Below are 14995 nucleotides of genomic sequence, written 5' to 3' on the forward strand. Positions count from 1 at the left end.
TATAAGAGGGAGGAATTCAGACATCGTTCATTGATTGCTGGTGTTTCTGCAGGACAGATAACGGGATTCGGTTTAGATAGCTATCTCTTAGGGTTAAAGGCTGCAGCAGGGCTTATCTCGAGGTGAAAAAGACAGAGAAAGAGTTCTGCGTCGATAGACATCGTATACTGCTAAGCCGTCTTGAAGCACATGATATCGATGCATTCCTTATTACAAAGATAGAAAATGTAAGGTATCTATCAGGATTCGGTGGTTCATCTGCCTATATCATATTTTATAAAAACAAGCCCACACTGATAACCGATTTTCGCTACAAGATACAGGCAGAGGAAGAGGTATGTGGTCTTGATATTGTTATAAAAAAGGGCAGTGGAATAGATGTAGTGGTAGAAGTTATTAAAGATCTCAGTGGTATCAGGAGGATAGGTTTTGAATCCAGACACCTCGTATTTGAAGACTATATAAAATTAAAGGAGTCCCTTGAGGGTATATCGCTTATATCACTCCGCCATGCCATCGAGGGAATGAGAGCCATAAAAGACAAAGGAGAGATAGAAAAGATACGCACAGCGGTAAAAAGGGCTGAGGGGATTTATCCCGTAATTAAAGAGCTCGTTACCGAGGGAGCCGTGGAATCAGAGGTATCAGCAATGCTGGAATACGAAGTCAGAAAATCTGGTTCTCGCAGGATACCATTTGAGTTTATTGTTGCATCTGGTTTCAGGGGTGCATTACCCCATGCACCTTCATCAAGGAAGAAGATCAAAGAAGGTGATGCGGTTATATGTGACTGGGGTGCTGAGGCAGACGGATATTTCTCGGATATAACAAGAGCACTCTTCATTGGTAATACTGGAGATAAGATGCAGAATATATATGATATTGTCCTATATGCGCAACAAGAGACAATAAAGGCTATAAAGCCGGGTATATCCGTGTCCGAGCTTGATTCGGTCGCACGCAATATTATTACAGAAGCTAATCTTGGTGAATATTTTGGTCATGGCACTGGACACGGTATAGGACTTTCTGTGCATGAATCACCTATTATAAAACAGAGCACAGACTCAACACTCAACACTCAACACTCAACACTTCTTAAGGGTATGGTCTTTACGGTCGAGCCCGGTGTCTATGTGCCCGGCCTTGGAGGTGTAAGAATAGAAGATATGGTTCTTGTAACAGAAGATGGATGTGAGGTGTTGACAAGTCTGCCGAAATAGTGAGGATTAAGGATTAAGGATTAAGGATTAAGGATTCCAGTTATGCCGATTTCAACGAGTGAGTTCAGAAATGGCCTGAAGATAGAAGTTGATGGTGAGCCGTATATAATAGTTGAATTCTTGCATGTCAAGCCAGGCAAGGGTGGCGCCTTTGTCAGGACAAAACTTAAGAGTCTCAAGACAGGTAATGTAATTGACAGGACATTCAGATCAGGGGAAAAGGTTGATGAGCCAAACTTATCAGAAAAAGAGATGCAATATCTATATACCACAGAGAGAATTTATTACTTTATGGATACCGAGACCTTCGAGCAGGTATCCCTTACCGACGACCAGCTTGGTGAAAACAAAAAATTTATAAAAGATGGGATGACTATTAAGGTTCTGTTCCATAATGATACACCGATAGGCATTGACCTCCCACTTTTTGTAGAACTCAAGATAGTAGAGACCGATCCTGGGGTGAGAGGAAATACTGTAAGTGGAAGCTATAAACCAGCAAAACTTGAAACAGGTGCAGTAGTTAAGGTTCCATTACATCTTGAATCGGGTGATACAATAAGAGTAGATACAAGGACTTCCGAATACATAGAAAGGGTGAGATGAGATGAATCTTAAAGAATTGAAGGACCTCATTGAACTGCTTGGTGATACTGACATAGAAGAGATAGAGATTGAAAAATCAGGTTCTAAGATCAGAATAAAAAGGTGGATGCCAAATGTGGTGAGAGAAACGGCGAAGAAAGAACCAGAGATTGGGATAGAACTTCAGGGGGTTGGGATAAAACAGGAGGCGAAAGAAACATCAGTCGTAGAAAAGATTATAACCGTTAAATCCCCTATAGTGGGGACTTTTTACAGGGCATCTGCGCCGGATGCAAAGCCATATGTAGAAGAAGACGATACTGTCAGAAAAGGACAGATTCTATGCATTATAGAGGCGATGAAGCTTATGAATGAGATAGAATCTGAGTATGATGGAAAGGTTGTAAAGATATTAGTTGAGAATGGGCACCCTGTGGAGTATGGAGAGCCACTATTTTTAATAGAACCGATATAGAAAATTTAAAATGTAAAAATCAAAATGCAAAATTATGGAATGCTGAATTTTAAATTTCAAATTCGCCTTTTTAATTTTGAATTTCTAAGTGTTGTCTTCAATAAACACTAAAGAAATAGACCGAAGAGCCATAAATGTTCAAGAAAATACTAATTGCCAACAGGGGTGAGATAGCCCTCCGGATAATAAGGACATGCAAGGAAATGGGCATAAGGACTGTTGTTATACACTCCGATGTAGATAGGAACTCCCTCCATGTACGGTTTGCAGATGAAAGTGTTTGTGTGGGTCCTGCGGATAGTGACGCAAGCTACAGAAATATTCCTGGTATTCTTAGCGCTGCTGAGATAACTGATTCTGAGGCAATTCACCCTGGCTATGGCTTTCTCTCAGAGAATTCAAACTTTGCTGAGGTCTGCGACTCTGCAGGTATAAAGTTTATAGGACCAACACCTGACAACATAAAAATAGCAGGAGATAAGGCAAAGGCAAGGGAGGTAATGAGAAAGGCGGGGATTCCTGTGATTCCTGGAAGCGATGGTCCACTACACTCAGATAAGGTTGCACTCAAAGTTGCAAGGAAGGTAGGTTATCCTGTGGTTATCAAGGCATCAGCAGGTGGTGGTGGGAGAGGCATGAGAATTGCATATAAAGAAGAAGAGTTCCAGCATGCATTTGCAATTGCACAGAGAGAGGCGATAGCAGCCTTCGGGAATGACGAGATCTATATAGAAAAGTATATCTCTGAACCGAGACATATAGAGGTTCAGATACTCGCTGATGGGAGAAATAATATCGTTCATCTCGGCGAAAGAGAATGTTCGATACAGAGAAGACACCAGAAACTTGTCGAAGAAGCCCCCTCTTCTTTTGTGAGTGAGAAACTCAGGAGAAAACTTGGTGAGGCAGCAGTGAAGGCATCAAAGGCAATTGGATACAGAAACACAGGGACTATAGAGTTTATCGTGGATAAAAATGGTAAGTTTTATTTCATGGAGATGAATACAAGGATACAGGTTGAACATCCCGTCACGGAGATGGTTACGGGCATAGATATCGTAAAGGAACAAATAAAGATAGCAGTTGGTATCCCACTATCATTCAGGCAATCAGACATAACAGTTAAGGGACATAGTATAGAGTGTCGTATAAATGCTGAAGATTCAACAAATTTTATGCCATCTTCAGGTAGGATTACGGCGTGTAATATTCCAGGTGGTATGGGTGTAAGGGTTGATACTGCGATTTACAATAACTACAAGATACTCCCATATTATGACTCATTAATAGCAAAACTTATTGTCCATGCCGATAATCGCCAGGATGCAATCTTGAGGATGATGCGGGCACTGGATGAGTTTATCATTGAAGGTATAAATACAACAATTCCTCTCCACAAGAAGATACTGAGGGATCAGGACTTCCAGAAAGGCAAATTCTCAACCAATTTCCTTGATAAATTTAAATGAAACCGTCACCCCCTACCCGCAATTCATCACCCATAAAAGGTCTATATATTATAACTGATGCCAGATTCGGGCTCGGTCACATAGAGATGGCAGAAAGGGTGTTGAGGGCAGGAGTCAGGATTATTCAGTTTAGGGAAAAGGATCTGTGCAGGAAGGAGATGTTTGAGACTGTCCTGATGCTGAGGAATGTTTCACGCATTTATAAAGCCATCCTTATAATCAATGACCATGTTGATATAGCGGCTGCTGTGGATGCAGATGGTGTGCATCTCGGACAGGATGACCTTTCAATAGATGTATCACGGAGAATACTCGGTTCAGATAAAATTATAGGTATATCTACACATAACCTCGCTGAGGCATTAGAGGCTCAAAGGGCAGGAGCGGATTATATTGGGCTTGGAGCAATGTTTCCGAGTGATACAAAGAAAGAGGCGAAGGTCTGTGGGATAGAGATGCTGAGGACAATTAGACCACATATTACTATTCCAATCGTTGCCATTGGTGGTATAACCCCTGAGAATGTTACAGAAATAGTTAAGGCAGGTGCAGATGCGGTTGCAGTCGCATCTGCAGTGAGCCTGCCAAAAAACTCTCTGGAAAATACCATCCATATTTTTATGGAAGCCTTTTCTACTCCTCGATAACTTTTAATTTGATATTTTTAGCATTTTCTCACAATTTCTGCATCAAATTCGGGAAAGTCTCCCAAAAATTGCTTGACAAACAAAATTTAGTATGATATAAACTTCAAAACTTTATAGTTTCGAAACAAATAAACTATGAAACCATTAAAGTGTGAACCCCGCACCACGCCTTTACAGGTGTGGCTTCAGGGTTATTACCCTTCGGGATCAATGACCATTCCTCCACGAGTTTACACCCGTGCCCCGACACCAAAAGTTTTTGGTGCGGGGCGTGGCTTCCTTGTGGTGCGGGGTGAAATAGATAATTGAGATGGAAAGAGAAAAGAAAGAGATGGATAAAAAATTATATGAGCTCCATGCAGAGATATGCAAGATATTCGCAAACCCTAAAAGACTTGAGATACTTAATGCACTTAGAGAAGGAGAGCTTACAGTAAGTGATCTTGTTGAGATACTCGGCACATCGAAGGCAAATGTATCCCAGCATCTTGCTTTACTCAGAGGGAAAGGGATTCTCAGGACAAGGCGTGAAGGTCTCAACATCTACTATAGCGTCGCAAATCCGAAGGTTATCCAGGCATGTATCCTTATGCGTGAGGTTCTGATTGAGCAACTTAATGAAGGTCACAGGCTTGCTAAACATCTTGCAGCGAATGTCAGTGATTAGTGTAAGTTAGTTGAAACCTTTTTAAAATCTCTTTTTTGGAGGTTCCTTATGCGAAAATTATCTCTTGTTGAATTCTCTGTTAAACATCCAAGGTTAATCGTATTACTATCGATAATCTTCACCTTTACCTTCATGACACAGTTTCCAAAGATGAAGATAGATACAAATCCCAAACACATGCTTCCTAAGACATCGGATGTGAGGATGTGGAATGATGAGGTTGACAGAATATTTGGCCTTTATGAAGACATGATAGTCCTTGGGATAGTTAATGAAAAGGGCATCCTGAATAAAGATACCCTCGGAAAGATTCAAAGAATAACAGATGAAATCCTGAAAATCAAGGGTGTTGCATCGAGGGATGTTAATAGTTTTCCAACTATTACCAATGTCACAGCAGAGGCAGGAATTTTAAAAGTAGCTCCTCTTATGACAGATGTTCCAAAAACTGGTGAAGAGATGGAGAGATTGAAAAAGATGCTCTTTGAAAATCCACTTTTTATAAACCGCATCATATCAAAGGATGGAAAGACTACTGCTATCTATGTGCCCCTTGAGAAGGGCGCTAATGGTAAAGAAATAGCAGACCGGATAAGGGAGATTGTTAAGAAAGAAAAGGGCGATGAAAAATACTATATCGCAGGCGACCCTGTAGCCAGAGACACCTTTGGGGCTGATATGTTTAAACTTATGGCTATTTTCTCTCCGATAGCAGGCATGATAATGTTTATCGCTATTTATCTTATGTTCAGAAACCTTTCTCTATCTATCTCCATGATGATGGTTGCGATGATAAGTATTATCTGGTCTATGGGATTACTTATAGGGATTGGTTTCCCTATTCACATAATGAGCTCTATGAGTCCTGTGTTTTTAATGGCCATAGCCACTGATAGTATTCATATCTTTAATGAGTATTATTTTCGATACCGTGAAAGGAAAGATAAAAGGGTTGCAATCCTTGAGACCATGAATGCAGTTGGGCGTCCCGTCCGTTATACAGCGCTCGCCACAGCAGCAGGCTTTGCTGTGCTTATGTTAATGCACATAATTCCAGTTAAGGTCTTTGGAGGTCTTGTGGCATTTGGAACAATAGTTTTAAGGCTTTTAAGCTTCAGCTTCATCCCTGCAATCCTCACATTTATAAAAGAGGAAAAGATAGAAAAGGCATCAGAGAGGGAGGATATCGGAGTGAGCAGGACAGCACGACTGCTTAGAGGTCTCGGTAGTTTTGGTGCCCATAAGCCAAAGGCAACTGTCTTTGTCGGTCTCATACTCCTTATTGTCGCAGTCATCGGGACAACAAAGATAGTTGTTAATAATAACATGGTTAAGTGGTTTAAGCCTGCAAGTGAGGTAAGAACAGCAGACAGGGTGATGAATGCTGCACTCGGTGGAACATCTCTCGGCTATGTCGTGAGTATCTCGAAAGAAGAAGACTTTATAAAGACCCCTGAGGCAATGCGATATATCGAAGGACTTCAGAGACATCTTGAAAAACTCTCTGTGGTTGGTAAGACCACATCTGTTGTGGATTATGTAAAGAGAATAAATCGCGTTCTTCATAATGACGACCCTGAATACGATGTAGTACCGGAGACAAAGGAGACAATAGGACAATATCTCTTTTTATTCAGCATGTCTGCAAAACCATCTGATCTGGATAATGTTGTGGACTATCCGTTTCAGAAGGCGAATATATGGGTACAGCTAAAGACATGGGATGCACAGGCAATGAGGGATGTAATAAAGGCAGTGGATGAATACAAAAAGGCTCATCCCACTCCTATGGAATTCAAGCCATCAGGCATTGCCTATTTCAATCTCGTATGGAACGATGAAGTGCTCTGGGATATGGTAAGGGGCTTTATAATTGCCTTGATAGCTGTTTTCGTTATCCTCGCCTTTAATTTCCGCTCCCTTAAATGGGCAATAGTTGGATACATTCCCCTCCTTTTTACGGTACTCCTTATATATGGAGTAGTGGGTTACATCGGCAAGGATTTTGACATGCCAATATCTGTGCTTTCCTGCCTTTCACTCGGTATGGCTGTTGACTTTGCTATTCATTTTATAAGCAGGTTTAAACAGAGATTAGTCGAAAGTCAGGAGTCAGGAGTCGGGAGTCAAGAAAAAGAAAAACTCTCGACTCTCGACTCTCGACTATTGACTGATTCGTTATTGTGGACCGCTGCGAGGCCCGGCAAAGGGATAATGCGTAATGCAGTACTCTTTGCGGCTGCATTCTCTGTAATGCTGTTTGCATCATTAACACCGTATATCACTGTAGGTGCATTTATTGTGAGTATGATGATGCTGAGTGCTTTAATGACAATAATCTATTTGCCAGCTCTGATAACATTGATGCAGGGCTGGCTATTTAAGATGGGGAAGAAATGAGCAAAAAGGTTCTCATAATTTGTATGGTATTTGTTGGAGTAGTTCTTGGTGCCTATTTTTATGTAAAAGAGGTGATGTTCAAATCCCCAGAGAATTGTAATGTCTGCCATTTCATGACCCCCTTTTATAAGAAGTGGGAGACATCAACCCATAACAGGGTTGATTGCCTTAAGTGTCATGTTTATACGCCTCTCAATGCGGTCTCAGGCCAGCTAAGACTTTGGGCAGGGACATACAATCCGAGGCCCAGGACTACTGTTCTCGATAAGAATTGCCTCCAGTCAGGCTGCCATGACAGGCGACTGATCGAATCAAAGGCCATATCTACAAAGAGGGGCATAAACTTCGACCATATGCCACATTTTACAGAGATAAAAAGAGGTATAAAGCTCCATTGTAGAAGCTGCCATTCAGACATAGTTCAGGGGGAACATGTGAAGATTTCGATGGATGTATGTTTTCTCTGCCACTTTAAAGGAGTCTCCCCTGGTCAGGCGGTTACAGGATGTCCTTCATGCCATACAGCTCCGAAGCAGCCCATAGTGGTGAAGGGTAAGACCTTTTCCCATGATGAGGCAATGAAGGCAGGATATAAATGCAACCAATGCCATACAGAAGTAACAAGGGGTAAGGGCATCGTCCCCAAGGAGAAGTGTTATTTTTGCCATGTAGAGAAGACTGAGATGTACGAGGACGTTAGATTCATGCATTTAAACCATGTCACAAAGAATCAGCTTGACTGCCTCTGGTGTCACCCAAGGATAGAACACGGGAAAATAAGAATCGCTGAGAAGTTCCCACCAAAAAATAAGGAGGTAAGGTAAATATGGTAAGAGTCAAAAAAGTTCTGGTTATACTTCTTGTTTCTACCTTTTTCCTGCCTCTGACCTCTTGTGTAGAAAGACAGTCAGACCCAGAGAAATTGGAGCAATTGATAAAGAAGATTAATGAACGACAGTCTAATAATATCAAGAGATTTGAGAAGAAAGTCGAGGCTTACTTCTTTGAGACTCAAAGTCCTGGGGTAATTAAGAGTTTGATTAAAGAGTTTCCTCCAGGAGAGGTAGTTGCGATACTTGTCTTATCAAATCTGTCAAAATGGCAGGTCAAGGAGATTGCGAAAATGAGGAAAACACAGATGAGCTGGCGAGATATAGCAGGGCAGATAGGTGCAAAACTCAAAAATGTGATTAAGGAAGTGAAGGACTTTCGACTTGCCATAGGCTGAGAGTAGATTAAAACAGGGGCGTGACCCCTGAATGATTAAAAGTTTAAGAGTTTAATATTTCTGTCATTCCCCGACTTGATCGGGGAATCCAGAACTTCATGGATGCCCGATTAAGAACTTCGGGCATGACGGAAAGAGAGTCCGGGAATGACGCATAATAGTACGTGTACCGTTACTAATGACCGTATTAGTAAAGGAATTTAAGGAGGAGGTAATGAGGAAGCTTAAAATGTGTTTGATTTTATCAGTTGTCATTATTTTCATGGCATTGCCAGCATTTGCACAGGATGACACGGCTAAAAAAATGTCTGATGTGCTAATGAAAGGTATGGCAGAAGGTCACTGGCAGGTGACTGCAGATGAAATCTATATGTGGATAAAGACAAAAAAGGCGGATTTCCTTGTTGTAGATGTCAGACCGAGATTGGAGGAGTACAAGGAAGGACATATTCCGGGGGCGATATACATACCTTATAATGAGATACTAAAACCAGAAAACCTTAAAAAACTCCCAAAAGACAAAAAGATAGTCCTTATCTGTGCTACAGGGCAGCTCCAGAATCTGCCGATAGTGCCTTTGAGGGTGCTCGGCTATGACGCCTACACAATGGCATTCGGCTATTCTGCATGGATTAAGGGTTACGGCGGAGGAGAGGCAATGAAAAGAGTAATAAACAAAGCAGCAACAAAAAATTACCCCATAAAGAAATGAGGAATCCCATATGAGAAATATTCTAACAAAACCATGGTCGTTTGTATGGGGCGGTTTTCTTGTCGGACTTGCAGAGGTGTTATATTTTCTCAAGTATGAGACACCCATACCGATAACAACAGGGCTTGCAAAGATGTTTGGCACTATCGAAGAAAATATCACTAAGACGGATTTGATTACAAGGGTCTACAGCGCTGATATCCACTGGGTCGTAGTTGGAATAATATTTGGAGCGTGTCTTGTGACATTGCTGGAGCGGGAAAGAAAGACATGGGTGAGATACCCATTGCGTACTGTGATTCTTGCCTTTGCTGGTGGGGCAATCTTTGGCTTTGGCACAAGGATTGCTCAGGGATGCACAACATGGCATTATCTTGGGGGAATCCCTGCCATGAGCCTCACATCTATAGTTGTTGCAATCGTAAGCATTCCCTTTGCATATCTCGCCTTTATGGTAATGGCAAAGTTGAATGTAGGAGGATTCATGAAACATCAGGAAGTAAAGACTACTGTCCTGAGATGTGTCGAACTTGAATACCAGATTGATACCCTGGGTTATGACCCTGAACACAAACCATATAAAGAACCCATTAGGCTTATCTTCACCAGTTTTTTCCTCCTATTGGTAGTATCAGTAGCCTGGACAACATTTAAAGGCGAATCACCAAATAGCATTGGTGAGCTGCCATTGGGTGGAATTCTGATTAAGGGGCTTGCTGGATTTCTTATGGGCTTTGGTATTGCTAAATCAGGATTTGGGACGGAATGTGCTGTAATGGCACCAAAGTCCCTCCTTTTTAAGCCAAAACATTTTGAGGCTATGAAGATAGCTAAGATAACCCAAACCATGTTTACAGGACTGATGCCCTTTGCTGGGCTTCTCGTTGCAATACTTATGCTTAATCTTACAATTCTGTTTACATGGATAGTTTTAGGATGGGATGTGCCAGTAGTGGTAGAATCAGGCAGGTATAAATGGGGATTCCACTTAGGACATCTCGTAGGTGGACCTCTGCTTGGTATTGGAGCAGTTCTAATGATAGGCTGTGAGATAAGATCATACGCAAGGCTCGGAATGGCATATCTTACGGGGCTGGCAGCCTTGCCTGGCTTCATACTGGGATATCTGCCATATACTTTATACAAGGACGAATTAGATGCGATCTTCTTCTCAAGGGGAATCCTGAAGGAAAAGAATATGCTTGAGCTTCTACCGGATAATCCGTATATCCAGTACGGCTTTGCATTCCTTTATACTGCTATTCTTTTTGCTCTCCTTATATGGGCGATAAAGAAAGGTTCACAGATAGCACGGGTAACGCCGAAGGAGTATGTCACTAAGTCTACAGATGAAGTATTTTTAAAGGGGCTACATGAAGAAAACAAAAAAGTTTATAAAGGAAAACAGGGGGTGTAAGATGATAGAAAGAATTCTTAGAGGGATAGCAGGAGTTGTAGTCTTGTTAAGTTTAATTCTGGCACAGGTGCATTCTCCTACATGGCTTATACTCACTGCAATAATGGGACTGAATCTCTTTCAGTCAGCCTTTACGAACTGGTGACCGATGATGCCAATCCTCAGGGCGATGGGGATAGATAAGAAAAGTGAGAAATAAGAAGTAGAAAGTAAAAAGTTACAAAACACTGATGTCATTCCTGCGAAAGCAGGAATCCAGACGCCATCCCCGTGAAAGGAGGGAACTATACAAAGGAATTGGATTCCTGTTTCCACAGGAAACCCTGGATTCCGTGTCAAGCACGGAATGACAGATAAAAGAAAAAGAGGAGGTTTAAGATGAGAAGGTTTTTGGTCTTTTTAGTAATGATATTGCTTCCGCTTGAGGCATTTGCCATTACAGCAGACGAAGTCATGAAAAAATCACAGGCTTCCTTTCTTTATCATGGCAAGGATTTTAAGGCAAGAGTGATGATGAAGCTCATAAGCAAAGGTGGGGCGGAGAGGATAAGGGAACTTACCATGTTGAGAAAGAATTATGGCGATGTAGGTGGAAATCAGAAGTATTTCATATACTTCTTCCAGCCTGCTGATGTCAGAGATATGACATTTATGGTTTATAAGTATCCTGCGAAAGACGATGACAGATGGCTCTTTGTCCCTGCCATAAACATGGTGAGACGCATTGCTGCACAGGACAAGCGTTCAAGTTTCGTAGGCTCTGATTTCACTTATGAAGATGTCTCTGGAAGGGACATCGAGGATGATACACATGCCATTGTAAAGGAAGAAAAACTTGGAGGGAAAGATTGTTATGTAATAAAGAGCACTCCAAAGGCAGGAGATGTAGATTACAGTTACAAACTCTCATGGATCGATAAAGCCAACTCTCTACCACTGAAGGAAGAATATTATGATAGGAAAAGAGAACTTTACAAGGTCTTCACAGCAGATGAGATAAAGGATGTAAAAGGATTTCCAACAGTCACAAAAAGGACGATGAAGAACCTCCAGAGCGGGCACAGGACTGAGGTCACATTCAAAAAGACAGAGTATAACATCGGATTACCTGACGATGCATTCACAGAAAGGTATCTCAGAAAACCTGAAAGAAGATGGATTGATTAAGGATTAAGAATTAAGGATTAAGGATTAAGAGTGTTAATAGTGTTTTTCCCATTGATAGTGTTGTTCATTGTAGCTCCTGCATTTGCTGAAGATATCTCTCTACATGGTTTTGTTCAGGGAAATTACTCGGCAAGGGTTACAGGAGACCGTCCACCAGAAAGCAAAGGCGGAGACCTCGTATGGGCAGATGAGAGGATTCAGCTTAAGATAGATGGAGGTATAAAGGCATTCAGGTTTTTTACAAAGACAGACCTCATAGGTGAACATATTAATGAAAAGGCAGATGTTGAATTCAGAGAGGCGTATGTGGACTATGCCGTAAAGAACTGGGATGCGAGGCTCGGCAAGCAGATGTTCACATGGGGCGTTGGAGATCTGATATTTATAAACGATGTATTTCCAAAGGATTATGAAGCATTCTTCTCTGGAAGACCCATGGAGTATCTAAAGAGAGGCGTTGATGCGGTAAAGGTAGGTCTTTATCCGAAGGTTACATCTATAGAACTTGTTGCGATTCCATTTTTTAAGTCCAATAATTACCCTAAGTCAGAGCGTTTCATCATGTATGATTCAATGCCTAATGTTAAAGAAAGGAGCGAAAAAGAGCCGAACCCGAGGGTAAAGAATACAGAGTATGCTGTCAGGATATACAGAGATATCCTCGGAATGGATGCCGCATTATATGCCTACAGGGGATTTCATAGAAAGCCCGCAATGATGGTTGATAATCCTGATTCCCCCAAGTATATAACATATTTTTATCCGAGGCTCTCTGTGTATGGTTTCAGCCTTCAGGGGAGGATGCTCGAGGGTGTAGTAAGCCTCGAAGGAGGTTATTATGATTCAAAGGAAGACAGGGCAGGGAAGAACTCGATGATACCAAATTCTCAGACAAGAGGACTCGTAGGATATAACAGGCAACTCTGGGAAGACTTTACGATTGGTATTCAATATTACAGCGAATATATGCATAGATATACAGAATACAAAAACTCGCTATCCCCAGGTTCTCCGAGAGATAAGAGATTAAAACAGCTGACAACTCTCAGGCTCACACAGCTTCTTAAATACCAGACGATAAAACTTTCGCTCTTTACATTTTATAGCCCCTCTGATAAGGATTATATGATTAACCCTGAATTTAAATACAGCCTCTCTGACCATGTATGGTTTGCAATCGGTGGAAATGTTTTCGGTGGAGGCAAACCTCATACAGAGTTCGGTCAACTCAACAAGGATGATAACATCTATACCGTCGTAAGATATGAATTTTAACTTTATTTCATGTTAATTTCATGTTAAAATGTGCGTGACGGAGGAGAAAGGTGAGAGTAGGTAAGATACTAACCCTTCTTATAATTCCTGCAATACTTTACACAAGTGAAGCCAAAGCTGTTCACACAGAGGATATTTCTGAACAGAAAAAGGCAACGGTCTATTTCAGTGCCATAACCCTTTACCATCCTATTGTAATGTATCAGAGATACCAGCCTCTCATGGACTATCTTACAAAAAATACACCATATAGGTTTGTGCTGAAACTCAGTCAGGACTACAGGGATATAATAAATTTTCTTAAAACCAACAAGGTGCAGGTTGCATTGCTCGGTGGTGTTACATATTCTATAGCAAAAAAGGAATTTGGTGTGATTCCAATCCTGAGACCTGTTGGTGCAGATGGTAAGCCTTTTTACAGATGTGTATTCATTACAAGAGCTGAAAACAAAGAGATTAACGCACTTTCAGACCTTAAAGGGAAATCTATTGCTTTTGCATCGAAACTATCAACCTCAGGGAACCTCGCACCCCTCTATCATCTTTATTTCAAAGGAGGTTTAAGACTTGAGGATTTTTCACGATATGTAAACTTGAAGTACCACGACTCTGTTGCAAGAGAAGTTTTGAGGGGAAACTTTGATGCAGGGGCTGTCATAGACTCTGTTGCAAACAGGTTTAAAGACAGAGGGCTAAAGATCATAGATATCTCTGACCCAATACCAGGACTGCCTATAGTTGTGCGGGCAGATGTATCACCTAAGATTATAGACGCCATAAAAAAAGCACTCCTCTCTTTAGATTACAACAATCCCAAACACCGCAAGATGATGGAGCAATGGGACGAAGAGTTCAGATACGGATTTGCTGAGGCAACAGACTATGATTATGAATCCATATGTAAAATGATGAACTATTTAAGTAAAAATGGTGTAAATATACAATGTTTAAAGAAGGGTATAAAGATACAATAAACAGTTCTGGCTACTAAACTGAACATATGGTTGAGAAACTCAAGAAGTGGATATTCAGCCTTCAGGGGAAGTTCATCCTTGTCGCATCTGTGTGTATTTTTATTTTTACTACGATAGGAATCTTCTTCATCCTCTCAAGAGAAGAGAAATTGTATAAGCAAGATATAATAAATCAGGGGAATGTTCTCGCCGAGATAAGCCGACTTATGTTGACAAATGTGATGGTATACAACGAACTTGGTATGATGGATGATCAGGATCTCATTGACTACCTTGACTATTTCATAATGAATTTAATTGAACGGGATAAGAGAGTAAGGTATGTAATGATTCTTGATAATAAGGGAGGGATTCTTGCTCATAGCGATATCTATGAGTATAGTAAGGTATATGTGGATGAATCGATATTGGGAGTTCTTACAAACCTTAAAACAGAGATAGCCTATAGAGGGTCACAGAAAGATCCGATTCTAAGAATAACAGCCCCCCTGAATATAGATACCAAGAATTGGGGTGTTATACGAATCGGACTTTCTATGAAAGAAGTCCATAAATCTGTGGATTCTCTGAAGAAGGAAATCACTACCATCGCCATTCTATTTTCTTTTCTCTCTCTCCTGATTATAAGTATCGGTGCAAAGGTTCTTTCAAAACCAGTGATAAGACTTTCGAGGATAATGGACGGCATAAAAACGCATGGAGACCTTGAGCAGAAATATCTCGAGCTTAAAGATAGACGGGATGAACTTGGCAAGC

18 protein-coding genes are annotated in these 14995 nt (G+C 41.1%); all 18 read left to right on the top strand.

Annotated features, from left to right (window positions below; genetic code table 11):
* Nucleotides 1–126 (top strand): type II 3-dehydroquinate dehydratase (locus AB1488_05475; GenBank protein ID MEW6409546.1); only part of this gene is annotated, 126 nt, incomplete at its 5' end.
* The gene (locus tag AB1488_05480; protein ID MEW6409547.1) at nt 123–1223 is read left to right on the top strand and encodes a Xaa-Pro peptidase family protein; all 1101 of its coding nucleotides are present in this window, start codon (nt 123–125) and stop codon (nt 1221–1223) included. The genes AB1488_05475 and AB1488_05480, both read left to right, overlap by 4 nt.
* A 42-nt stretch (nt 1224–1265) precedes the next feature.
* Entirely contained in the window at nt 1266–1829 is a 564-nt protein-coding gene (gene efp, locus AB1488_05485) for an elongation factor P (GenBank protein ID MEW6409548.1), read from the top strand.
* Nucleotide 1830: 1 nt separating this feature from the next.
* Nucleotides 1831–2283 carry an acetyl-CoA carboxylase biotin carboxyl carrier protein gene (accB, locus tag AB1488_05490; protein MEW6409549.1) on the top strand — a complete coding sequence of 151 codons (453 nt, stop codon included), beginning with the start codon at nt 1831–1833 and terminating at the stop codon, nt 2281–2283.
* A gap of 134 nt (nt 2284–2417) precedes the next feature.
* Nucleotides 2418–3752: an acetyl-CoA carboxylase biotin carboxylase subunit gene (gene accC / locus AB1488_05495; GenBank protein MEW6409550.1), complete on the top strand. Its 1335-nt coding sequence runs from the start codon at nt 2418–2420 to the stop codon at nt 3750–3752.
* Complete coding sequence (gene thiE, locus AB1488_05500) at nt 3749–4399, top strand: thiamine phosphate synthase (GenBank protein ID MEW6409551.1); 651 nt, start codon at nt 3749–3751, stop codon at nt 4397–4399. Before accC ends, thiE begins: the two co-directional genes overlap by 4 nt.
* Before the next feature lie 135 nt (nt 4400–4534).
* Nucleotides 4535–4708 carry a hypothetical protein gene (locus AB1488_05505; GenBank protein ID MEW6409552.1) on the top strand — a complete coding sequence of 58 codons (174 nt, stop codon included), beginning with the start codon at nt 4535–4537 and terminating at the stop codon, nt 4706–4708.
* 1 nt (nt 4709) lies between these two features.
* Nucleotides 4710–5066, top strand: a complete 357-nt coding sequence (locus tag AB1488_05510) for a metalloregulator ArsR/SmtB family transcription factor (GenBank protein ID MEW6409553.1) — start codon at nt 4710–4712, stop codon at nt 5064–5066.
* A gap of 48 nt (nt 5067–5114) precedes the next feature.
* On the top strand, nt 5115–7466 hold the full coding sequence (locus AB1488_05515; protein ID MEW6409554.1) for an MMPL family transporter: 2352 nt from the start codon (nt 5115–5117) through the stop codon (nt 7464–7466).
* Entirely contained in the window at nt 7463–8290 is an 828-nt protein-coding gene (locus AB1488_05520; GenBank protein ID MEW6409555.1) for a cytochrome c3 family protein, read from the top strand. Before AB1488_05515 ends, AB1488_05520 begins: the two co-directional genes overlap by 4 nt.
* Nucleotides 8291–8292: 2 nt before the next feature.
* Nucleotides 8293–8694 (top strand): hypothetical protein, encoded by a 402-nt coding sequence (locus AB1488_05525; GenBank protein ID MEW6409556.1) that lies wholly within the window; start codon nt 8293–8295, stop codon nt 8692–8694.
* 214 nt (nt 8695–8908) lie between these two features.
* Complete coding sequence (locus tag AB1488_05530) at nt 8909–9406, top strand: rhodanese-like domain-containing protein (protein ID MEW6409557.1); 498 nt, start codon at nt 8909–8911, stop codon at nt 9404–9406.
* Between the two features lie 10 nt (nt 9407–9416).
* Entirely contained in the window at nt 9417–10823 is a 1407-nt protein-coding gene (locus AB1488_05535) for a YeeE/YedE thiosulfate transporter family protein (GenBank protein ID MEW6409558.1), read from the top strand.
* 1 nt (nt 10824) lies between these two features.
* On the top strand, nt 10825–10968 hold the full coding sequence (locus tag AB1488_05540; protein MEW6409559.1) for a DUF2892 domain-containing protein: 144 nt from the start codon (nt 10825–10827) through the stop codon (nt 10966–10968).
* Between the two features lie 233 nt (nt 10969–11201).
* Nucleotides 11202–11990 carry an outer membrane lipoprotein-sorting protein gene (locus AB1488_05545; protein MEW6409560.1) on the top strand — a complete coding sequence of 263 codons (789 nt, stop codon included), beginning with the start codon at nt 11202–11204 and terminating at the stop codon, nt 11988–11990.
* Between the two features lie 30 nt (nt 11991–12020).
* A complete protein-coding gene (locus tag AB1488_05550; GenBank protein ID MEW6409561.1) occupies nt 12021–13265 on the top strand; it encodes a hypothetical protein in 1245 nt (414 codons plus the stop codon).
* Between the two features lie 50 nt (nt 13266–13315).
* Nucleotides 13316–14239, top strand: coding sequence for a phosphate/phosphite/phosphonate ABC transporter substrate-binding protein (gene phnD, locus AB1488_05555; GenBank protein MEW6409562.1), 924 nt, complete (start codon nt 13316–13318; stop codon nt 14237–14239).
* Between the two features lie 26 nt (nt 14240–14265).
* Nucleotides 14266–14995 (top strand): hypothetical protein (locus AB1488_05560; GenBank protein MEW6409563.1); only part of this gene is annotated, 730 nt, incomplete at its 3' end.

The organism is Nitrospirota bacterium (assembly GCA_040756155.1).
Lineage (GTDB): Bacteria > Nitrospirota > Thermodesulfovibrionia > JACRGW01 > JBFLZU01 > JBFLZU01.